The following is a 22,615-nucleotide window of genomic DNA, read 5'->3' on the forward strand; positions in this document are numbered from 1 at the left end:
GATGCGGAATCGTCTCCGTCTGGCCTGCCTCGCGCTGCTGCTGCTTGCCGCCCCGGTGGCGCATGCCGTGCAGCCCGACGAGGTCATGGCCGACACCGCCAAGGAGCAGCGCGCCCGCGCGCTGTCGCGCGAACTGCGCTGCATGGTCTGCCAGAACCAGTCGATCGACGATTCCGATGCGCCGCTGGCGCGCGACCTGCGCCTTTTGGTGCGCGAGCGTCTCGCCGCCGGCGACAGTGACAATCAGGTGCTGGATTTCCTGGTCGCCCGCTACGGCCAGTTCGTGCTGCTGAAGCCGCGCTTCGAGCGCCAGACCCTGCTGCTGTGGCTGCTGCCGCCGCTGCTGCTGCTCGGTGGCGGCCTCGCGCTATGGCTGCAGGTCCGCCGCCGCAGCCAGCGCGGCGTCGAGACCGCGCCGAAGCTGACGGCGGAGGAGGAGACGCGCCTCGCCGCCCTGATGGCAGCGGAGCAGCAGCCGCCGGCGTCGTAAAGGCCCGGCTGCAACGCGCTGTCGAGGAGCCGGCGCAGCTCCGGTTTCGGACCAGCCTCCTCATGGTGAGGAGCGCGGCGCCAAGGTCGCGCGGGCGCACATCTCGCAAAGTCCCGTGCTCTCCCGTGGTCGGCACGCCCCCCGGCTTTCAGCTTATTTTACCTTTGTCTGGAAACGTGCGTCAGACATTCCGTCTGACGTTCCCGGGCAAAGCCAATGTTCTCCAACAGCAATCTGACCATCCGCTTCCTCGTGGGGGGCGTCGTCGCCTCGCTTCTGCTGCTGTTGGCGATCGGCGGCGGCACCGGCTTCATCGCGGTGCTCTATCTCAACAACCAGATCACCAGCCTGTCCTCAGACTTCGCGGCCCTGAGCGGCCCGGCGCGCGATCATGCGACCGTCATCTATCAGCAGGCCCAGTCGGCGTTCTCCTGGTTCCTGGTCGCCTGCGTTGCGATTGCGGTGTTCGCCAGCGCCGTCTGCCTGATGACCTATGCCGCCGTGCAAAACGGCATCCTGCGTCCGCTCGCGGCGATGGTCAGCGCCATGCGCGACGTGGCCGACCAGAAATACGACACGCGCATCCCCGGCCTCGGTCTCGGCAACGAGATCGGCCAGCTCGCCGGCGCGCTGGAGGTGTTCAAGACCAACGGCATCGAGCGCCAGCGCCTCACCGAACGCGAGCTGCAGGAGGCGCAGCGCCAGGGCGAGCGCTCGCGCTATCTCGACGGCCGCATTCACTCCTTCAACGAGCTCGTCGCCAGCGTCGTCAGCAGCGTCGCGTCCTCCGCGGTGCGGTTGAAGAGCAATGCCGAGACGCTGTCGCGCGCCGCCAATGACACCTCGGCCAAGGCCAACGCGGTCGAGGCCGCCGCCAACCACGCCAATCGCAGCGTGCAGACGGTGGCCGGCTCGACCGAGGAGATGACGAACTCGATCGGCACCATCAGCCGCCGCGTCTCCGACGCCACCCAGCGCGCCGAGGGCGCGGCGTCGCAGGCCGAGAAGAGCAAGAACACGATTCATTCGCTGTCCGATGCCGCCGAGAAGATCGGCACCGTGGTGCAGCTGGTGCAGGCGATCGCCGCGCAGACCAATCTCTTGGCGCTCAACGCCACCATCGAGGCGGCGCGCGCCGGCGAGGCCGGCAAGGGCTTCTCGGTGGTCGCTTCCGAGGTGAAGAACCTCGCCGACCAAACCAGCAAGGCGACCGATGAGATCTCGTCGCATGTCGCCAGCATCCAAGGCATTACGGCCGAGACCCGCGGCGCCATCGACGGCATCTCGACCACGCTCAGCGAGATCAGCGCCATCATGTCCGGCATCGAGGTCGACACCTCGCAGCAGCGCAACGCCACCCAGGATATCTCCAAGAGCGTCCAGGAAGCCGCCCGCGGCACCCTCGACGTCTCCAACCACATCGCCCAGATCACCTCCACCTCGGCCGAAACCGGCCGCCTCGCTACCGACGCCCGCGATGCCGCCGGCGAGCTGTCGCAACAGGCCGAGACGCTGAAGCGCGAGGTCGACGCGTTCATCATCAGCGTGAAGGCGAGCTGATCAGGCGACAAGTGACGCTCATCGACGTCTTCGCTATGCTGTGAGGCACACCTCTCTCCATTGTCGTGGCCGGGCTTGACCCGATACACACGAGCTCAACACACTCGGGCGTCATGCGCGGGCTTGACCCGCGCATCCATCTCCCGCGCAAAGCGGAAAAACGTGGATGGCCGGGTCAAGCCCGTCATCAGGTGAGATCGCGCGTGTCCGACGCACGCGGCCATGGGAGCGGCGAGCTCCCGGCCTTTCCTGCGTCCTCGCCGTGAGGGTGAGATGTCGGGCATGGCTCGGGCGCGGAATGCGTCGCGAGGGTGATGGGGCTCGGCTTGCTGTCATGTCTCTCCGTGGGCTGTTTGACAGTGTGGATCGGGATGGCTCTTCGCGTCATTGCGAGCATGCGCTCGCAAAGAGGGGAGTTTGAGTCGAGTAGTACTCAGGCGAGCCGAGGACAGTCTCAGTCAGAGGATCCAGGACTCCGTGGCGTCGTGGCTTGACCGAGAGGCCGCGGCGTACGGGATTCCCCGCCTTCGCGGGGAATGACGGCTGAGGGCGGGGCGGGAGCTTGCGCGACATTGATGGGGGCGGTGATCCCCGCATGTCGCTTCGCTCATGCGGGCTACGGGGCCCGGACGCAGCCGGAACGGGGAGGGCGGATGAGTGCCAGCGTCATCCGTCGTTTTGGCCAGGCGGTTGGTGTGGTGGTCTACGCCTGCGGTGAACCCGCGGCGAACGGACGGGAGGTGCGCTACGACTTTGGTCGGGCGGTCACAGAGATGGCAGCGGTGGGGCTGTCGGGACTGCGACAAGAGATTGAAAGTACGCCTCTTTTCTTGCGTGGCCCGCGATCTGCGCCATTCTGCCGCAGTCTTCATGTCCGTCCATTACAGAAGTTTAACGCCGCAGCCAGCACGCCGTAAGGCGGCGAGCCCCATCTTCACTGGCGAACGGGGCGAGTAGCCCGGGACCCAAGTTTTGACCTTGAACAAAATCGCTTGCGGAGAAAACCGTATGACTGACCGTCCGACCGACCTGTCCTCGCTTCCCTCCTATCGCCAGCCCTGGCGTGGGCTGTTCTCGGCGCGCAAATTCGCGCTGATGGCCTCCGTGGTCGCGGGCCTCGGCGTCGCCGCCTATGGCCTGTCGCCGCAGGGGGCGCAGCTCGACCTGTTCTCGACCTCGGCGCATGCGCAGGTCGCAAATGAGGTCAGCAAGGTGGCGCGCCCGGTCGGCTTTGCCGACATCGTGGAGCGGGTGAAGCCGTCGGTGATTTCGGTCAAGGTCAATATCGCGGAGAAGGTCGCCAAGAACGACAGCGACGACGACACGCCGTTCCAGCCGGGCTCGCCGATGGAGCGCTTCTTCCGCCGCTTCGGCGGTGAGAACGGCATTCCCGGCATGCCGGGCCGCGGCGGCCGCGGTGGCGGTCGCGCCGTGACCGGCCAAGGCTCCGGCTTCTTCATCTCCGCCGACGGCTATGCGGTGACCAACAATCACGTGGTCGACGGCGCCGACAAGGTCGAGGTCACCACCGACGACGGCAAGACCTATAGCGCCAAGGTGATCGGCACCGACCAGCGCACGGATCTGGCGTTGATCAAGGTCGAGGGTGGCTCGAACTTCCCGTTCGCCAAGCTCGCCGACGGCAAGCCGCGCATCGGCGACTGGGTGCTGGCGGTCGGCAATCCGTTCGGCCTCGGCGGCACGGTGACGGCTGGTATCGTCTCGGCCGTGGGCCGCGACATCGGCAACGGCCCGTATGACGATTTCATCCAGATCGACGCGCCCGTGAACAAGGGCAATTCCGGCGGTCCGGCGTTCGATGTCGACGGCAATGTCGTGGGCGTCAACACCGCGATCTATTCCCCCTCCGGCGGCAGCGTCGGCATCGCGTTCTCGATCCCGGCTTCGACGGTCAAGAGCGTGATCGCGCAGCTCAAGGACAATGGCTCGGTCAGCCGCGGCTGGATCGGCGTGCAGATCCAGCCGGTGACGCAGGACATCGCCGACAGCTTGGGCATGAAGAAGGCCGAGGGCGCGCTGGTCGCTGAGCCCCAGGCCGATGGTCCGGCGGCGAAGGCGGGCATCCGGTCCGGCGACGTCATCACCTCGGTCAATGGCGAGCCGGTGAAGGACGCGCGTGAGCTCGCCCGCACCATCGGCGGTCTCGCGCCCGGCGCGTCGGTCAAGCTGAACGTGCTGCAGAAGGGCCAGGAGAAGACCATCAGCCTGACGCTCGGCAAGCTGCCGAACACGATCGAGGCCAAGGCCGACACCGGCGGCGACAATTCCAGCCCGACCCGCGGCGCCGACGTGCCGAAGCTCGGCATGACCGTCGCTCCGGCATCGAGCGTGGCCGGCGCCGGCAAGGAAGGCGTCGTCGTCACCGAGGTCGATCCGAAGAGCGCCGCGGCCGATCGCGGCTTCAAGGAAGGCGACGTCATCCTCGAAGTGGCCGGCAAGAGCGTGACCTCGGCCGGTGACGTGCGCGAGGCCATCAATGCCGCCCGCAACGACAACAAGAACAGCGTGCTGATGCGGGTGAAGAGCGGCGGCCAGTCGCGCTTCGTCGCGGTGCCGCTGGCCAAAGGCTGATGAAGGGCTGAGGCTTTCACGAGATGGAGAGTCGCCGGCATGTTGCCCCCGCGTCGGCGGCTCTTCCTGGGGGCGGGCATAAGTCCCGCTCCCGCAAACCTTCCGGTAGGAACAACGCCCCCCTCCGTCGGAAGGAACTCGGGCGGTGAAGTCCCCCAGCTTCACCGCCCACTTTCCCCGTTTGATTAACCCCCCGGGCTGAGGCCGCCTTGCACGGAAACGGCGGCCGGACCATGTAGATGGACATCCAACCGTGACCGCCGCCCCCGTTTCCGCAATGCGCCTCCTGATCATCGAAGACGACCGCGAGTCCGCCGACTATCTGGTCAAGGCGTTCCGCGAAGTCGGGCATGTCGCCGATCTCGCTGGCGATGGCGAGGAGGGCCTCGCCATGGCCGAGAGCGGCGATTACGACGCGCTGGTGGTCGACCGCATGCTGCCCAAGCGCGACGGCCTGTCCTTGATCGGCGCGCTGCGCGACAAGGGCAACCGCACCCCGGTTCTCATCCTGTCGGCGCTCGGCCAGGTCGACGACCGCATCAAGGGCCTGCGCGCCGGCGGCGACGATTATCTGCCGAAGCCCTACGCGTTTGCCGAACTGCTCGCCCGCGTCGAGGTGCTGTCGCGCCGCCATGGCGGGCCGGCCGAGGAGACAACCTACAAGGTCGGCGATCTTGAGCTCGACCGCCTGTCGCATCGGGTCGCCCGCGGCAAGGACGAATTGACCCTGCAGCCGCGCGAGTTTCGCCTGCTCGAATATCTGATGAAGCATGCGGGGCAGGTGGTCACGCGCACGATGCTGCTGGAGAACGTCTGGGATTATCATTTCGATCCGCAGACCAACGTGATCGACGTCCACATCTCGCGGCTGCGCTCCAAGATCGACAAGGGTTTTGACCGCCCGCTGCTGCACACCATCCGCGGCGCCGGCTACATGATCCGCGACGGGTTGCGGTGATCCGCGATCGCGGGCTGCAGACCCGTCACCGTCTCACGGCGCGCTCAGCCAGCCCTTGCCGATGGCGTAGTGGATCAGCTCGACCCGGCTCTGGAAGCCGAGCTTGGTCATGCAGCGCTTCTTGTAGGTCTCGACGCTCTTGACGCCGATCTGCAGTTTCAGCGCGATGGTCTTGGCGCTGTATCCGGCCGCCGTCAGCCGCGCCACCTCGGCCTCGCGCAGGCTGAGCTCGACGCCGGAGAGCGCGTCGGCGCGGATCGGGATCTGCCGCGCCGCCGTCCCGAGCGCGCGCTCGGCGATCGCCGGATCGAGATAGACCGCGCCGGCGGCGACCGCGTGGATGCCGCGGTTCAGCTCCTCGGTGGCCGTGCGCTTCAGGACATAGCCGACGATGCCGATCTCGAGCGCCTGGCGGAAATAGGCGGCGTCCTCGTGCACGGTCAAGAGCAGCACGCGGCTGCTGGGACAGGCGGCCAGCAGCTTCCGCGCCACCTCGATGCCGCTCATGCCGGGCATCGAGAGATCCAGTACCACCACGTCGGGCCGCAGGTCGATGGCCCGCCGCAGCGCGGTCGGGCCGTCGAGCGCCGATCCGACCAGGTCCAATTGCGCGTCCTCGGCGATCAGCGCCTTGATGCCGTCGAGCACGATCGGGTGATCGTCGGCAAAGAACACGCGGATGCGCGCCGATGTCTGCAGCTCGTCCATCTGGGTTTCCCGGCCCCTCGTCGCCATCAGAGCGGCACCCTGGCAAAGACGGTGGTGCCGCGTCCCGGCGAGGATTCGATTTCCAGCGAGCCGCCGACCAGCGCCAGCCGTTCCCGGATGCCGAGCAGTCCGAGCCGCATCGCCGGACTGGCCGTGGGGTCGTCCGCATCGGCAGGAAAGCCGCGGCCGTCATCTTCCACGATCATGCTCACCTCGCGATCGGTGACGTTGAGGATCACGCCGACCTTGCGGGCCTCGGCATGCCTGACCACGTTGGTCAGGGTCTCCTGCAGGACCCTGTAGAGCGTGGCCTCGATGGCCTTCGGCAATCGCATGTCCTTGGGCGACAGATGCAGATAGTAGTTGAGGGCGGCGTTCTCGCTCCAGGTTTCCAGCAGGCTCTCGATCGCCTTCTGCAGCCCCAGATCGTCGATTGCGCTCGGGCGGATCTCGGTGGCGATGCGGTGGACGTCGCGCCCGAGGCTGTCCGCGATAGTCTTGATGCCGTCGAACCGCTGCTGCAGCTTTGGTCCGCCGGCGATCTCATGGCCGATCGCCTGCAATCCGAGCTGCAGCATCGTCAGCGACTGGCCCAGCGTATCGTGCAGCTCGCGGGCGATGCGCTGCCGCTCGGTCTCCTGATCCGCCACGGTGCGGCGGAGCACCTGGGTGAGGTCGCCCTCGACGGCGGCGCGCAGCTCGGTCTCCTTGCGCAGCGCACGGGCGAGCCGCTCCGATTGCGCCAGCCGCTCGTTGAGCTCGCTCGTCAGCCGCTCCTGCCTCTGCCGGGCGGCTTCGCGCTCGCGCGCGAGCTGGTCGATGCGCCGCAGCACCACCTCGAGCAGCGCCACCCTGAGCCGGTGCGCCGCTTCGACCTCCGCCGCGAGCCAGGGCGAGGCGTGCAATCGAACCAGCTCCTGCCACATCGCGAAGCTGGTCCGCGGCGTCAGCATCTCATGGTCCGACCCGCCTTGCGCCGGCTTGGCCGGCTTGCCCGCCCAATTGACCGTCTGCACCAGCTCGGGACGAAACCACAGCACATAGTCGCGCGGACTCTTGGACACCGACAACGCCAGCAACCCGCTGGCGACATCGGCGAAATGTTCGGCGGGCGGATAGAGCAGGGCGAGGCAGTCGGTCTGAAACACGCCCTCTTTGACGGTCGCGTTCAGCCAACCGACAATCGCCTCGGTCGCCTCGCGATCCGGCGTCGCTCCGATATTGGTGAACTGCCCGTCGATCCACAGGCCGACGCCGCCGGCCGGAATGAGATCGAGCAGATTGGGCCGAAACCGGACCAGGCCAGCCGCGAGCTCGGATTCCCGGCTCAGCCGGTTGAGCAGCTCTTCATGGATCTTCGCGCTGCGCTTCTGCAGTTCGAAGCTCTCGGCGGCGAGCCGGGCTTCCAGATGCGAGGACACCATCTCGGCGAACAACTCACAGGCCTCGCGCAAGCCGTAGGGCAGATAGCGCGGTTCGCGGTGGTGGCAGGCGATCAGGCCCCATAGCCGGCCACGCATGATGATCGACATCGACATCGATGCCACCACGCCCATATTGGCGAGGTATTGGCGGTGGATCGGCGAGACGCTGCGCAGCGTGCTCTGGCTGAGATCGAGCGCGGCGGCCGGTAGCGCGTCGCCGAGCGACAGGATCGGCGCCGGCGCATAGCGCGCATCCGGGATCGCGCGAATCCAGTTGGTGCGGTAGAGCTCGCGCGCCTGCTTTGGAATATCGGAAGCTGGATAATGCAGGCCAAGAAAGGACTCGACGTCCGGCGCCGCGGCCTCGGCGATGACGGCGCCGCTGCCATCGTCCAGGAAACGATAGAACATCACCCGGTCGAAGCCGACGAGGTGGCGGACCTCATCGACCACGGCCTGACAGAACGACGGCGCCGTCTCCGTCTGCTGGATGTTGCGCAGCATGCCCTTGACGGCCGCAAGCGGATTGTCCGGCGCTTGCTCACGTCGGAGCTCGATTTCGACCACGAGCACCGCGCCGCTGCGAAAGGCGATCACGTCGGCGTTCGCCTCGGAATGTCCGGCCATGCTGAAGGCATGCACCGCGCGTTGCGGGCCGGCGCCGCCAGCGAGCATGCGCAACTGTCTCATCTGGTCAGGCGAGAACAGCCGCGAAGCGCTGTCTCCCAGCAGCGTCTGTGGCGCCGCCGTCAGCAGGCCGGCCACATCACCGCCGGCATGTGTGATCCGGAGCTCTTCAGGATCGAGCCCGAGCAGCAGGCCGTGGGGCTGGATTGCACCTGGTGTGCGGATCGGCTCGCGGTCGCAGAGCGTCAGATCCGCTTCGCTGACGCAGGAGATGGGAGCGTTCGCCGTGCCGTCGAAGATCGGATCCATCGCTGCCATCAGTGTCACGATTTCGGTGAATGCTAATCCCGCAACCGTCGTGTGCCCACAGGCGCGCCGCGCGTTTCAATGTCCGGGATTATCCTGACAGTCCGGAATGTCCATTATAATTGACATTAACGTATGTAAATCAGAATTTACGTGGTGACAGCGGTTCTGTTTGGACACTCGATTATCAAGGCGGGATTGCGGTCACTCTGGACAACAAACGCTGCTCATGCGGGCCGGCGAAGGCACCGTCGTGCCCGGATCGAGCCGGCTGTCACGTCCAGGCGCGGGCAACGCGCTCGCGAGAGTGAAGCGAGACGACACGGTTCAGCACGAGAGACCAACCATGAGACAATACAGGAGGTGACGTGATGCCGGACGATCCCAACAGAGTTTGGCCGACGGGACTGACGATCCCGGAATCGGAGGAATTGCACAAGCACGTAATCGACGGCGCCCGCGTGTTCTTCGTGATCGCATGTGTCGCGCACTTGCTTGCGTACATCTATTCGCCCTGGCTGCATTGAGGGGGCCGACATGAACCAAGGTCGGATCTGGTGCGTGGTCAACCCCACGGTCGGCTTGCCGCTCTTTCTCGGAAGCGTCGCGCTGACATCGCTGTGCGTTCACTACACGGTGCTGACGCACACCACGTGGATGGGGGCGTTCTTCGAGGGCGGAAAATCCAAGAAGGCCTCGCTGGAGGAAACCGTGTCGCCGGTGGCCCTGAACGCGAAGGCCGTGCCGGGCTATGTCATCTCAGTCGCTCCCGTGTCGGCAGAGAATGCGAGGGCCGGCTCGTCCTTCGTCGTCACGGTCGCGCCCGTTCCTGCGCAAGCTCAGGCGACGTCCGAAGACACGACGAGTCACGCGCCGGACAAGGTGTCGCTAGCCACGCTCGCACCGCGCGACGACAAATAGGCGGCGCCGTTCGCGGACAATGAAGACGGACCGGGATCTACGGACCCCGGTCATTTTCGCGGGGGAGCGAGACACAGCTCAGCCGCGGTGATGGCGCGCATCTGCTCGGATGGTTTCAGAGATGATGAATCGGGTCAGCCAAAGTTTGATGAAGGGCTGGATCGGGTTGGGGTCGTGCTTTCTGCCTTTTGCCGATGCCGCCACCCCCGATCTGCCGCTCTCCCGGCTGCTGCGCCTGTCGCTGTTTCAGGTCTCGGTCGGCATGTCGCTGGTGCTGCTGATCGGCACGCTCAACCGTGTGATGATCGTCGAACTCGGCGTGCCGGCATCGCTGGTCGGGATCATGCTGTCGCTGCCGCTGATCTTCGCGCCGTTCCGCGCCGTGATCGGCTTCCGCTCCGACACGCATCGCTCCGAACTGGGCTGGAAGCGGGTGCCCTTCATCTACAAGGGCACGATGTTGCAGTTCGGCGGCCTCGCCATCATGCCGTTCGCGCTGCTGGTGCTGTCGGGCGGCGGGCAGGCTGGCCATGCGCCGGCCTGGATCGGTCAGCTCGGCGCTGCCCTGTCCTTTCTTCTGGTCGGTGTCGGATTGCATACGACCCAGACCGTCGGCCTTGCACTCGCGACCGATCTGGCGCCGGTCGAGTCGCAGCCGAAGGTGGTCGGACTGATGTATGTGATGCTGCTGCTCGGAACGATGGCCAGCGCGCTGTTGTTCGGCATCCTGCTCGCGGATTTCAGCCCGGCGCGTCTGATCCAGGTGATCCAGGGGACTGCGGTCGCCACGATCGTGTTCAACGCCATCGCGTTGTGGAAGATGGAGGCGCGCGGCCGCTCGACCAAGACGGTCGCCCATGTGCCAACCTTTCAGCAGTCGTGGGAAAGCTACCTCCGTGGCGGACAGGCGATGCGCCGGCTCGTCACCGTCGGCCTTGGGACGATGGCATTTAGCATGGAGGATGTCCTGCTTGAGCCCTATGGGGGGCAGATCCTGCATCTGACCGTCGGAGATACGACCAAGCTGACCGCGGCGCTTGCCATCGGCGGCCTGTCCGGCTTTGGACTCGCATCGCGCGTGTTGAGCCGCGGCTTCGATCCGTTCCGGATGGCGGGTTACGGTGCGCTGGTCGGCATCCCGGCGTTTCTCGCGGTGATCGCGGCCGCGCCGTTGTCCTCCGCATTGCTGTTTGGCTTGGGCACGCTTCTGATCGGCTTCGGCGCCGGCCTGTTCGGTCATGGCACCCTGACGGCCACCATGAACCTGGCGCCGCAAGACCAGGCTGGTCTCGCGCTTGGGGCCTGGGGAGCGGTTCAGGCTTCCGCGGCGGGCGTGGCGATCGCGCTCGGCGGGATCATGCGTGATCTGGTTGCGAGCGTTGCGCCGCCAAACACGCTGGGCGCGGCCACTGGATATGTTTCGGTCTACGCACTGGAAATCATCATGCTGCTCGCCACGCTGCTGACCATGGCCCATCTCGTTCGTGATGGTCAGGACGGGCGTCTGCAAGCACGAGTGAGGCCCGACAACGCAGGGGTCCGGACCACCTGAGCATTGGAGAAGCCATGAGTCAGACGATCAGCCGAATGTACGCCACGCCTGCGCAGGCTGCGAACGCCAAGGCGGCGCTCGAGCAAGAGGGCTATTCCGAAGTCTATCTCGTGACGCTCGACAGCGCGGGCGAGTCCAGCGATGACATCGTCGCGGCGATCACGCGGGGATACGTCCTGAAGTCGCACGCGCGGGTCTATGCCGAGGGCGTCAGCAGGGGCGGGGCGCTGGTGACGGTGCACGCGCCTTTCACCGGCGGCGGCAGGGCCATTCAGATTCTCGGCAATTTCGGACCGATCGATTCCGGAGTTTCCGAACCCGAGAGCCATGTGATGCCCTGGGACGAGGCGACGCCGATGTCGTGCATCCTGCACATGCCGGTGTTGCTGGACGACCCGACGCCGTTTGCCAGGTTCTGGAACGTCCCTACATTGTCGCGCAGTTCGTTGGCGCTATCCGCGCTGCTTGGACTGCCCTTGCTGCGGCGGTTCGATCCGGGCACCTCGTCGTTCGGCATTCCTCTGCTCAGCCACGACGCTTCGCCGCTGTCGTCGCTGCTGCGCATTCCAACCTTGATCCGACAAAGTCCAGTGCGGAGATAGAGGCGGGGTCGCCCCGACAAGGAAGCCCAGATTGGTGGGTGGAGCCGTGCGGTGCTCACGGCTTGAAGCGCCGGACCGCCGTCCCTGCCGATCGAAGGCGGCTCCGGCATGGCCATGTCCAGGCCGCATGCTCGCCCTTCCTGTCAGTGGGAGGTCTGCGGTTCTCACCCGGGGATCCTGACGGGTCGGCGCCCCTGTTCATGAACGCTTTGTCACTTCTGGCTAGCATGCCCGTTTGATAGGTTCGGAGACCTATTCGGGCTGCAGCCGGGAGTTTGAGCGCTTTGAGGACAGGTTCGTGACGGCCTTCGGTAAGCTGATCCGCACCACGGCGTTCCGGTTGACGCTGGTCTATCTTCTGTTGTTTGCGTTGTTTGCCGCCTCGCTGCTCGGCTATTTCGCCTGGAACACCCGCCGTCTCATTACGGAGCAGATCTCGACCACGGTCACCGCCGAAATCAGCGAGATGACCGACATTTTCTCCCATCGCGGTCTGCGCGGCCTGGTCTACAACATCGAGAACCGCGCTTTGCGCCCCGGCGCCAATCTCTATCTGATCACCACGCCGACGGGGCAGGCGATCGCCGGCAATGTCGGCTCGCTCGCCCCGGGCGTGATGGGCTCGTCCGGCTGGTCGGAGACGTTCTATCGCCGGCTCGACGATTCCAGCGAGCAGAACCACCGCGCGCTGGTCTATGTCACGCAGCTGTCGAGCGGCTTTCGCCTTCTGATCGGGCGCGATCTGGAGGAGCGGCGGCGGCTGTTCGGGATCGTCGCCAAGGCGGCGCAATGGTCGGTGCTGGTGGTCGTCGTGCTCGGCATCGGCGGCGGCATCTTCGTGGCGCGGCGCGTCCTGCAGCGGATCGATGCGATGACCGGGACGACGCGCCGGATCATGGACGGCGATCTCACGGGGCGGCTGCCGGTCGGACGCAGTGGCGACGAGCTCGATCGTCTGGCGGAAAATCTCAACGCGATGCTGGAGCGCATCGAGGCGCTGATGACCGGCCTCAAGGAGGTCTCCGACAATATCGCGCATGATCTGAAGACACCTCTGACGCGGCTGCGCAACCGCGCCGAGGAGGCGCTGGCGAAGTCGCGCTCCGAGGACGAATATCGCGCCGCGCTGGAGCGCACGATCGAAGAGTCCGATGGCCTCATCCGAACCTTCAATGCGCTGCTGATGATCGCGCGCGCGGAGTCGGGGCAGGCGCGCGGCGACATGGTCGAATTCGATGCGGCGGAGGTCGCCGGCGGCATCCACGAGCTGTATGAGCCGCTCGCCGAGGACAACGACATGACCTTGCGCGTCAAGGCGGCGGCAGCACCGGTGCATGGCAATCGCGAGCTGATCAGCCAGGCGCTTGCCAATCTCGTCGAGAACGCGATCAAATACGGCAAGCCGGCGGCGCTGCCGCTCGATCCGAATGCGGCGGCGGCGACGCGCGAGATCCTGATCGAGGCGCGGCGCGAGGGCGGTCAGGTGCTGCTCAGCGTGACCGATCATGGCGAGGGCATTCCGGAGGCCGAGCGCAAGCACGCCGTCGAGCGTTTTGTTCGGCTCGAGGCATCCCGCACCTTGCCGGGTTCCGGGCTGGGACTCAGTCTCGCTTCGGCGGTTGCGACCTTGCATGGCGGCGAATTGCGGCTTGGCGACGCCAGGCCGGGGCTGATCGCGACCCTCGTTCTGCCCGCGGGCGCCGGGGTGCCCGCGAAGCTTGCGGCGCCGACACAGGATGTGCCACAGAAGGCCGCATGACCTCATCCGCGCCGGGAAACGCGGACGGGCAGATCCTGGCCGAACGTTTCGTTTCCGGCCCGCATGTCCGTGCGCCCGACAAAGCCGAACATCGCCTCAATGAATGGCTCGCCGAACTCGAGCCATCCTTGGCTGCTTCGCTTCGCGCGTTGCTGGCCGAGGGCTTGCCGCGGAGCATCCTGCTCGGCATTGCCGAGTGCTCGCCCTATCTGTTCGATCTCGTCCGGGCCGATGCCCGCCGCTTCGAGTGCCTGTTGCGTTCCGAGCCGCAGGCGCATCTGGCCGAGCTGATCAGCCGCACCGGCCGCGAGGTGTTCGCCGCGACCAGTGAGGCCGACGTCATGCGCCTGCTGCGGCAGCTGAAGTCGGAAGCGGCGCTGTTGATCGCGCTGTGCGACATCGGCGGTGTCTGGCCGGTCATGCAAGTGACGGCGGCACTGACCGATGTCGCGGTCTCGGCGGTGCAGATGGCGCTGCGATATCTGCTGCGGCAGGAGGCGGTGCGCGGCCGACTGGCGCCGCGCGATGCCGACGATCCGGAGCAGGGCTGCGGCCTGTTCGTGCTCGCAATGGGCAAGATGGGCGCCGGCGAGCTGAACTATTCCAGCGATATCGATTTGATCGTGTTCTTCGATCCCGAGGTCCATTCGCTGGCCCGCGACATCGAGCCGCAGCCGTTCTTCGTCCGCGTCACCCAGGCGCTCGCCCGGCTGCTGCAGAGCCGCACCGCCGATGGCTATGTGTTCCGCGTCGACCTCAGACTGCGGCCGGATCCGGCCTCGACCCAGGTGGCGATGTCGACCGAGGCGGCGCTGCATTACTACGAGCGGGAAGGGCGCACCTGGGAGCGTGCCGCGATGATCAAGGCGCGCATCTGCGCCGGCGATATCGCCGCCGGCGAGGCGATGCTGGCGGAGCTGTCGCCCTTCGTCTGGCGCAAGCATCTCGACTTCCAGGCACTGACCGACGTGCACGACATGAAGCGCCAGATGCAGGTGTATCGCGGTCACAGCGAGATCGCGGTCGAGGGGCATAACGTCAAGGTCGGGCGCGGCGGCATTCGCGAGATCGAGTTTTTCGCCCAGACCCAGCAATTGATCGCCGGTGGACGGCATCCCGAGCTGCGGGTGCGTCCCACGCTGCAGGCGCTCGGCGTTCTCACGGCCAGCAAATGGATCACCGAGCAGGCGCGGGACGAGCTCACTACGGCCTACGAATTCCTGCGCCGGGTCGAGCATCGGCTGCAGATGATGGCGGACGAGCAGATCCACAGCCTGCCTGACGACGCCGAGGGCGTCAGACGCTTCGCCTGTTTCTTCGGCTATGAGAGCCGCGAACGCTTTGCGAGCGATCTGCTGTTCCATCTCAATATCGTGCAGGGACATTACGCACGGCTGTTCGAAGGCGACCCGACCGGTACGGTCAGCCTGCCACCGGTGAATTATGGCGCGGGTCCCGATGAGCCGCGCCTGATGGAACATCTTGCGGGGCTGGGTTTCCGCGATCCGGTCATGGTCGCCAAGACCTTGCAGCAATGGCTGGCGGGCGAGTATCGCGTGTTCCGGACCGAGGCGACACGCACCAGCTTCACCGAGTTCCTGCCGGCGCTGATCGATGGCCTCGCCCATGCCGACGAGCCGGACCGCGCCGTCGTTGCCTTCGACCGCTTTCTGCAGGCGCTGCAGCTCGGCGGACGGCTCATTTCGTTGCTTGGGCAGAACCGCGATCTGGTGGCGCTGGTGGCGCTCGTGCTCGGCGCTGCGCCGCGGCTCGGCGATATGCTGGCGAGGCAGCCGCGGCTGATGGATGGCCTGATCGATCCGCGCTTCTTCGGCGCCATGCCGGACAAGCGGGAATTGTCGCAGCGCCTGGCTGCGACCCTGCAGGACGCCGGCACCTATGAGGAGTTTCTCGACCGTCTCCGGCTGTTCGGCCAGGAAAGCCTGTTCCTGATCGGCACGCGCATTCTTTCCGGCACCGTCTCGGCGCAGCAGGCCGGCACCGCCTTTGCCGATGTCGCCGAGGGCATCGTTCACACCGTCCACGGTCTGGTCACGGAGCGCTTCGCCGCCCAGCATGGCCGCATCAAGGGCCAGGAAACCGCGATCATCGCGATGGGCCGGCTCGGCGCCCGGGAAATGACGGCGTCGTCGGATCTGGACCTGATCCTGCTCTATGACTTCGACGCCGACGAACCGGATTCCGACGGTGAGCGTTCGCTGCAGGGCGCGCATTATTTCGCGCGCTTCACGCAGCGGCTGATCTCCGCCTTCACCTCGCGTACCAATTACGGCGTGCTCTACGACATCGACATGCGGCTGCGGCCGTCGGGCCGCGCCGGTCCGCTCGCGTCGCATCTCGACTCCTTCGCGCATTATCAGGAGCGGGAGGCCTGGACATGGGAGCATATGGCGCTGACGCGCGCTCGCGTCATCTCCGCTTCACCGGCCTTTCGCGCCCGCATCGAAGAGATCATCCAGACCGCGCTGCGGCGGCCGCGCGACCCGGTTGCCATCGCGCGTGATGTCGCCGACATGCGCCGGGCAATCGCGGCCGAGAAGGGCGAGGCGGATCTGTGGGACCTCAAGCACGCCGCGGGCGGCATGGTCGACATCGATTTCGTCGCGCAATATTTGCAGCTCGTGCATGCGGCGACCAAGCCGGAGATCCTCGATGTCAGCTCGCTGCAGGTGCTCGACCATGCAGAGCGGCTCGGCGTGCTGCCGCGCGCCGATGCCGTGATCCTGCGCCATGCGGCACGGCTCTATCATGACTTGACGCAGATCCTGCGGCTCTGCGTCAGCGACAAGTTCAAGCCGGATCAGGCCGGGGAGGACCTGCTGCGCGTGTTGGCCCGCGCCGGCGACGCGCCGGATTTTTCGGCGCTCGAGGCGCGCTTACGTGAAACCCAGAGCGAAGTGCGCCGGGTGTTCACGTCACTGTTGGAGGAATAGCTGAACGCGAGCGATCGGGCTGCCGGGGAGCCGCGCGCTACGCTTTTTCCTTGGCGACCGCCGCCTGCTTCAGCCTGCCGATCGCTTCCTTCACCGCCGGATCAAGTCCGGCGCCGCCGGCGTCGTGGTGCGCGAAGATGCTCTTCAGCATCCGTGGGTCCCAGAACTTCTTGATGTGCTCGGCGACGCCGCTCACGGCCTGCTCGCCGCCCTGGGATTGGAAGAACTTGCCGATCTGGTTGGCCATGTAGACCAGGCGGTCGTGGGTGCTATGCGACATGGGGCGTGTCCGTCTGTGCTGATCGCGCGCCGGTCTCGGCACTCGCGACGATCCGTTCGGGATGGGTGAAGATTTCGAAGCCGTCATTGCGGGCGACCGCAATCAGCGTGATGCCGGCGGCCTCGGCCATGCGGATGGCGAGCGCGGTGGGGGCGGAGACGGCGACCAGCACGGGCGCGCCCATCGCCGCCGCCTTCTGCACCAGTTCGACCGAGACCCGGCTCGTCATGATCACGAGGCCTTCGCTGGCGGCGCAGCGCGACTGTGCCAATTGGCCTGCGAGCTTGTCGAGCGCGTTGTGGCGGCCGACATCCTCGCGCAGGCTCACGATGCCGCGCGCCGGCGTCCAGAACGCCGCGGCATGCACGGCGCGGGTCTCGTGGTTAAGCTTCTGCAACGGCTCGATCGCCGCCAGCGCGGCCATGACGTCACGCGGGGCGAAGCGCCGGCCCGCCGCGACATGTGCTGCCGGGCGTACCGCTTCGGCGAGGGAGTCGATGCCGCACAGGCCGCAGCCGGTGGGGCCCGCGATGTTGCGGCGGCGTTCGGCCAGGCGTTCAGCCAACGCGTCGGGCAGCCACATGCGCAACTCGATGCCGTCATCCAGCGCGACGATATCGAGTGAGACGATCTCGTCGCGGCTGGCGACGAGACCCTCATTGAGGCTGAAGCCGATGGCGAAATCGGCGAGATCCTGCGGCGTCGCCATCATGACGGCCTGGGTGCCGCCATTATAGGTCAATGCGACCGCGGTCTCCTCCGGCACGCGGCGGTGGCCCTCGGTGAGGGCTCCGTCGCGCCAGACCAGACGATCCGCGATGCGCACTGCATCGGTCATGCTACTCCGCCGCCTCCACGATCGGGGCGATGCGGCGCGAGTTGCGGGCCTGCTCGTCATAGGCCTTCTGCCAGTCCGACGGGCCGTTGGACTGCGACACCTGCACCGCCGTGACCTTGTACTCCGGACAATTGGTCGCCCAATCGGAATAGTCCGTCGTGATGACGTTGGCCTGGGTCAGCGGATGGTGGAAGGTGGTGTAGACCACGCCCGGCGCCACACGCTCGGAGATCAGCGCATGCAAGGTGGTCTCGCCGGCACGGCTGGTCAGCCGCACCCAGTCGCCGTCGCGGATGCCGCGCTGCTCGGCGTCGTGCGGATGGATCTCCAGCACGTCCTCGCCATGCCACACCACGTTGTCGGTGCGCCGCGTCTGGGCGCCGACATTGTACTGCGACAGGATGCGGCCCGTGGTGAGCAGGAGTGGGAAGCGCGGGCCGGTGCGCTCGTCGGTCGCGACATATTCGGTGACCACGAACTTGCCCTTGCCGCGGACGAAGCCGTCGACATGCATGATCGGCGAGCCCTCGGGATAGGTCTCGTTGCAGGGCCACTGCACCGAGCCCATCTCCTCGAGCTTCTGATAAGAGACGCCGGTGAAGGTCGGCGTCAGCGCCGCGATCTCGTCCATGATCTCCGAAGGATGGCTGTACTTCATCTCGAAGCCCATCGCCTTGGCGAGACCGATCGTGACCTCCCAGTCGGCGAGGCCGTTGCGCGGCGTCATCACCTTGCGGACGCGCTGGATGCGACGCTCGGCGTTGGTGAAGGTGCCGTCCTTCTCCAGGAAGGTCGAGCCGGGCAGGAAGACGTGGGCGTAGTTGGCGGTCTCGTTCAGGAACAGGTCCTGGACGATGACGCATTCCATCGCCGACAGCGCCTGCACGACATGCGTGGTGTTCGGATCCGACTGCAGGATGTCCTCGCCCTGCACGTACAGCCCCTTGAAGGTGCCGTCGATCGCGGAGTCGAACATGTTGGGGATGCGCAGGCCCGGCTCAGGGTTGAGCTTGACGTTCCACATCGCCTCGAACTGGTCGCGCACCGCGTCGCCCGAGATGTGCCGGTAGCCCGGCAGTTCGTGCGGGAACGAGCCCATGTCGCAGGAACCCTGCACGTTGTTCTGGCCGCGCAGCGGGTTCACGCCGACGCCGCGGCGGCCGATATTGCCGGTCGCCATCGCGAGGTTGGCGATTGCGATTACCGTGGTCGAGCCCTGGCTGTGCTCGGTGACGCCCAGGCCGTAATAGATCGCGCCATTGCCGCCGGTGGCGTAGAGGCGGGCGGCGCCGCGGATCGCTTCCGGGTCGACGCCCGAGATGGCGGCGATTGCCTCCGGGCTGTTCTTCTCCAGCGCGACGAACTCGGCCCAGTCCTGGAACTCGCTCCAATCGCAGCGCTCGCGCACGAAGGTCTCGTTGACGAGGCCTTCGGTGACGATCACATGCGCCATCGCGGTCATGATCGCGACGTTGGTGCCGGGCAGCAGCGGCAAGTGATAGTCTGCCTCGATATGCGCCGACTTCACGAGATCGATCTTGCGCGGATCGACCACAATCAGCTTGGCGCCCTGGCGCAGCCGCTTCTTCATGCGCGAGCCGAACACCGGATGTGCGTCGGTCGGATTGGCGCCGATCACCATGATGACGTCGGAGTCCTCCACCGAGTCGAAGTCCTGCGTGCCGGCGGAGGTGCCGAAGGTGGTGGCGAGACCGTAGCCGGTCGGCGAGTGGCAGACGCGGGCGCAGGTGTCGACATTGTTGTTGCCGAAGCCGGCGCGGATCAGCTTCTGCACCAGATAGGTCTCTTCGTTGGTGCAGCGCGACGAGGTGATGCCGCCGATCGAGTCGCGGCCATATTTGGCCTGGATGCCGCGCATCTTCTGGGCCGCAAAGGTGAAGGCCTCGTCATAGGAAACCTCGCGCCAGGGCTGATCGATGCTCTCGCGGATCATCGGCTTGAGGATGCGCTCCTTGTGGGTCGCATAGCCATAGGCGAAGCGGCCCTTGACGCAGGAATGGCCGCGATTGGCCTTGCCGTCCTTGTACGGCACCATGCGCACGATTTCCTCGCCGCGCATCTCCGCCTTGAAGGTGCAGCCGACGCCGCAATAGGCGCAGGTGGTGACCGCCGAATGCTCGGGCTGGCCGATCTCGATCACGCTCTTCTCGGTCAGGGTCGCGGTCGGGCAGGCCTGCACGCAGGCGCCGCAGGACACACACTCCGAACCGAGGAAGCTCTCGCTCATGCCCGGCGACACCCGGCTGTCGAAGCCGCGGCCGGAGATGGTCAGCGCGAACGTGCCTTGGACCTCCTCGCAAGCGCGGACGCAGCGCGAGCAGACGATGCACTTGGAGGGATCGTAGGTGAAATAGGGGTTCGACTCGTCCTTCGGCAGCCAAGCCGGGTTGGCTTCGCCGCAGGCGTCGGCGAACACGTGGTTCTCACCCTGGTTGCCGTAGCGCACGTCGCGCAGGCCGACCGCGCCGGCCATGTCCTGCAATTCGCAATCGCCATTGGCGGCGCAGGTCAGGCAGTCCAGCGGATGGTCGGAGATGTAGAGCTCCATCACGCCTTTGCGCAGCTTCTTCAGCCGCTCGGTCTGGGTGTGGACGACGAGCCCCGGCGCCACCGGCGTGGTGCAGGAGGCCGGCGTGCCGGCGCGGCCCTCGACCTCGACGAGGCAGAGTCGGCAGGAGCCGAACGCGTCGACCATGTCGGTCGCGCATAGTTTCGGGATCTGCGTGCCGGCCTCCATGGCCGCGCGCATGATCGAGGTGCCCGCGGGAACGGTGATGCTCTGGCCGTCGATGGTGAGCGTCACCATCGTTTCGGACTTGGAGCGCGGGGTGCCGTAATCGGTTTCGTGGATGAGTGACATGGCGGTGTCCTTTCCCGAATGTCTATTCCGCAGCCTGCAGGCGCGGCTGCTGAGGTCCGAAGTCCTCACGGAAGTGTTTCAGCGCTGATAGCACAGGATAGGGCGTGAAGCCGCCGAGGGCGCACAGCGAGCCGAGCTTCATAGTGCCGCAGAGGTCTTCGACCAGCGCAATGTTCTCGGCGACGCGCTCGCCGCGGCGGATCTTGTCGATGGTCTCGGCGCCGCGCGTCGAGCCGATGCGGCAGGGCGTGCACTTGCCGCAGGATTCGATGGCGCAGAACTCCATCGCGAAGCGCGCCTGCTTCGACATGTCGACGGTGTCGTCGAACACGACGATGCCGCCATGGCCGATCAGGCCATCCTTGGCGGCGAACGCCTCGTAGTCGAACGGGGTATCGAACAGCGCCCGCGGGAAGTAGGCGCCGAGCGGCCCGCCGACCTGCACCGCGCGCACCGGGCGGCCAGTGAAGGTGCCGCCGCCGATGTCGTCGACCAGCTCACCGAGCGTGATGCCGAACGCGGTCTCGAAGAGGCCGCCGAACTTGACGTTCCCCGCGATCTGGATCGGCATCGTGCCGCGCGAGCGCCCCATGCCGAAATCGGCATAGGCCTTGGCGCCCTCGTCGAGGATGAAGGGAATGGCGGCGAACGACAGCAGATTGTTGACGACGGTCGGCTTGCCGAACAGGCCGTGATGCGCCGGCAGTGGCGGCTTGGCGCGGACCACGCCGCGCTTGCCTTCCAGGCTCTCCATCAACGCGGTCTCTTCGCCGCACACATAGGCGCCGGCGCCGGTGCGGACCTCGAGATCGAAGGTGTAGTTGGAGCCGGCGATCTTGTCGCCGAGCAGGCCGGCCTTCTTGGCGATCTCGATCGCCTTGGCCATGGTCGCGATCGCGTGCGGATATTCCGAGCGGGTGTAGATGTAGCCCTTGGTGGCGCCCACCGCGATGCCGCAGATGGTCATGCCTTCGATCAGCACGAAGGGATCCCCCTCCATCAGCATGCGGTCGGCGAAGGTGCCGCTGTCGCCTTCATCGGCGTTGCAGATGACGTATTTGCGATCGGCCGCGGTCTGCGACACCGTCTTCCACTTGATGCCGGTCGGGAAGCCGGCGCCGCCACGGCCGCGCAGGCCGGACGTCGTGACCTCGGCGATGACCGCATCCGGCGTCAGCGTCAGGGCGCGGGTGAGGCCCTTGTAGCCGCCATGGGCGCGGTAGTCGTCCAGCGAGAGCGGATCGACGATGCCGCAGCGGGCGAAGGTGAGGCGGGTCTGCCGCTTCAGCCACGGAATCTCCTCGGTCAGGCCGAGCGACAGCTTATGCGGCTTGTCGGCGATGATGGCGTCGAGCAGCGACGGCGCGTCGTCAGCGGTCACCGGACCGAAGCCGAACCGGCCCTGCGCCGTCTCCAGCTCGACCAGCGGCTCCAGCCAGTACAGGCCGCGGGACCCGTTGCGGACGATCTCGACCTCGGCTCCGCGTTCAAGCGCAGCCTTGTGCAAGGCCTGCGCAACCTCATCGGCGCCGACGGCGAGCGCGCCGGCATCACACGGGACAAAAAGACGCACGCTCATCGCTGGGCCTCCGAGACGAGAGCATCAATCCGGGCTTCGTCGAGCCGACCGACCAGGCGGCCGTCCAGCATCGCCGACGGCGCGGTGGCGCACAGGCCGAGGCAGTAGATCGGCTCCAGCGTCACGCGCTCATCGGCTGTGGTGTTGCCAAGGGCAATGCCGAGCTTGGCTTCGGCGCGGGCGGCAAGCGCATCGCCGCCAGCGGCTTGGCAGGCCTCGGCGCGGCACAGCTTGAGCACGTGACGACCAGCCTTCTTGGCGCGGAAATCATGGTAGAATGTAAACACGCCGTAAACTTCGGCGCGCGACAGGTTCAGCGCGGTGGCGATCATCGGGATCGCCTCTTCCGGCACGTAGCCGAACGCCTCCTGCAGCGCGTGGAGGATCGGCAAGGTCGCCCCCTCCATCTTGCTGTGTTCTGCGATGATTTCGGCGCCGCGCGCCGTCTCCCAGGTTTCGTACACCGGCGTCATCCTGATCCCGATTCAAGCGCTGCAATCGTTTCGCATATCTGAATTGGAATTGCTCAAGATATCAATAAAGCTGTCCCGTGCTGCGATAGCGAAACGCAATCGAGAGATAAT

17 protein-coding genes and 1 pseudogene are annotated in these 22,615 nt (G+C 66.3%); 11 read left to right on the forward strand and 7 right to left on the reverse strand.

What is annotated here, in order from left to right; all coding sequences use genetic code 11:
- The first annotated feature begins 1 nt into the window (after nt 1).
- From HL671_RS13105 to HL671_RS13125, 5 genes are all read left to right on the forward strand, one after another.
- Complete coding sequence (locus tag HL671_RS13105) at nt 2-490, forward strand: cytochrome c-type biogenesis protein (RefSeq protein WP_172236613.1); 489 nt, start codon at nt 2-4, stop codon at nt 488-490.
- A 216-nt stretch (nt 491-706) separates the two neighbouring features.
- Entirely contained in the window at nt 707-2,050 is a 1,344-nt protein-coding gene (locus tag HL671_RS13110) for a methyl-accepting chemotaxis protein (RefSeq protein WP_172236614.1), read from the forward strand.
- A 653-nt stretch (nt 2,051-2,703) separates the two neighbouring features.
- On the forward strand, nt 2,704-2,967 hold the full coding sequence (locus HL671_RS13115; RefSeq protein WP_148221440.1) for a hypothetical protein: 264 nt from the start codon (nt 2,704-2,706) through the stop codon (nt 2,965-2,967).
- A 91-nt stretch (nt 2,968-3,058) separates the two neighbouring features.
- On the forward strand, nt 3,059-4,642 hold the full coding sequence (locus HL671_RS13120) for a Do family serine endopeptidase (RefSeq protein WP_172236615.1): 1,584 nt from the start codon (nt 3,059-3,061) through the stop codon (nt 4,640-4,642).
- Between the two features lie 277 nt (nt 4,643-4,919).
- On the forward strand, nt 4,920-5,600 hold the full coding sequence (locus HL671_RS13125; protein WP_172236639.1) for a response regulator transcription factor: 681 nt from the start codon (nt 4,920-4,922) through the stop codon (nt 5,598-5,600).
- A gap of 33 nt (nt 5,601-5,633) precedes the next feature.
- Here HL671_RS13125 and HL671_RS13130 read toward each other — a convergent pair whose 3' ends face one another.
- Complete coding sequence (locus HL671_RS13130; RefSeq protein WP_041750641.1) at nt 5,634-6,308, reverse strand: response regulator; 675 nt, start codon at nt 6,306-6,308, stop codon at nt 5,634-5,636.
- Nucleotides 6,309-6,334: 26 nt separating this feature from the next.
- On the reverse strand, nt 6,335-8,668 hold the full coding sequence (locus tag HL671_RS13135) for a GAF domain-containing protein (protein WP_172236640.1): 2,334 nt from the start codon (nt 8,666-8,668) through the stop codon (nt 6,335-6,337).
- Nucleotides 8,669-9,036: 368 nt separating this feature from the next.
- Between HL671_RS13135 and pufB the strand changes: the two genes are divergently transcribed.
- From pufB to HL671_RS13165, 6 genes and pseudogenes are all read left to right on the forward strand, one after another.
- Nucleotides 9,037-9,192 (forward strand): light-harvesting antenna LH1, beta subunit, encoded by a 156-nt coding sequence (pufB, locus tag HL671_RS13140; protein ID WP_008963656.1) that lies wholly within the window; start codon nt 9,037-9,039, stop codon nt 9,190-9,192.
- 10 nt (nt 9,193-9,202) lie between these two features.
- Nucleotides 9,203-9,382 (forward strand): annotated as a pseudogene (locus HL671_RS38730) (light-harvesting protein); the annotation flags it as partial.
- Nucleotides 9,383-9,710: 328 nt separating this feature from the next.
- The gene (locus HL671_RS13150; RefSeq protein ID WP_172236641.1) at nt 9,711-11,138 is read left to right on the forward strand and encodes a PucC family protein; all 1,428 of its coding nucleotides are present in this window, start codon (nt 9,711-9,713) and stop codon (nt 11,136-11,138) included.
- A 14-nt stretch (nt 11,139-11,152) separates the two neighbouring features.
- On the forward strand, nt 11,153-11,740 hold the full coding sequence (locus tag HL671_RS13155) for a hypothetical protein (RefSeq protein WP_172236616.1): 588 nt from the start codon (nt 11,153-11,155) through the stop codon (nt 11,738-11,740).
- 298 nt (nt 11,741-12,038) lie between these two features.
- The gene (locus HL671_RS13160; protein WP_012043221.1) at nt 12,039-13,499 is read left to right on the forward strand and encodes an ATP-binding protein; all 1,461 of its coding nucleotides are present in this window, start codon (nt 12,039-12,041) and stop codon (nt 13,497-13,499) included.
- Nucleotides 13,496-16,453, forward strand: coding sequence for a bifunctional [glutamine synthetase] adenylyltransferase/[glutamine synthetase]-adenylyl-L-tyrosine phosphorylase (locus HL671_RS13165; protein ID WP_172236617.1), 2,958 nt, complete (start codon nt 13,496-13,498; stop codon nt 16,451-16,453). The genes HL671_RS13160 and HL671_RS13165 overlap by 4 nt, the downstream gene beginning before the upstream one ends.
- Nucleotides 16,454-16,490: 37 nt before the next feature.
- Here HL671_RS13165 and HL671_RS13170 read toward each other — a convergent pair whose 3' ends face one another.
- Genes HL671_RS13170 through HL671_RS13190 form a run of 5 tightly spaced genes read right to left on the reverse strand, consistent with a single transcriptional unit; the run spans nt 16,491 to nt 22,504 of the window.
- Complete coding sequence (locus tag HL671_RS13170) at nt 16,491-16,733, reverse strand: formate dehydrogenase subunit delta (RefSeq protein ID WP_012043223.1); 243 nt, start codon at nt 16,731-16,733, stop codon at nt 16,491-16,493.
- Nucleotides 16,723-17,559, reverse strand: coding sequence for a formate dehydrogenase accessory sulfurtransferase FdhD (gene fdhD, locus HL671_RS13175; RefSeq protein WP_172236642.1), 837 nt, complete (start codon nt 17,557-17,559; stop codon nt 16,723-16,725). The genes HL671_RS13170 and fdhD overlap by 11 nt, the downstream gene beginning before the upstream one ends.
- 13 nt (nt 17,560-17,572) lie before the next feature.
- The gene (gene fdhF, locus HL671_RS13180; RefSeq protein ID WP_172236618.1) at nt 17,573-20,452 is read right to left on the reverse strand and encodes a formate dehydrogenase subunit alpha; all 2,880 of its coding nucleotides are present in this window, start codon (nt 20,450-20,452) and stop codon (nt 17,573-17,575) included.
- 22 nt (nt 20,453-20,474) lie between these two features.
- A complete protein-coding gene (locus HL671_RS13185; RefSeq protein WP_012043226.1) occupies nt 20,475-22,031 on the reverse strand; it encodes a formate dehydrogenase beta subunit in 1,557 nt (518 codons plus the stop codon).
- Nucleotides 22,028-22,504, reverse strand: coding sequence for a formate dehydrogenase subunit gamma (locus tag HL671_RS13190; protein WP_012043227.1), 477 nt, complete (start codon nt 22,502-22,504; stop codon nt 22,028-22,030). Before HL671_RS13190 ends, HL671_RS13185 begins: the two co-directional genes overlap by 4 nt.
- Nucleotides 22,505-22,615 lie beyond the last annotated feature (111 nt).

Origin of the sequence: Bradyrhizobium denitrificans, from assembly GCF_013179005.1 — a bacterium.
Lineage (GTDB): Bacteria > Pseudomonadota > Alphaproteobacteria > Rhizobiales > Xanthobacteraceae > Bradyrhizobium > Bradyrhizobium denitrificans.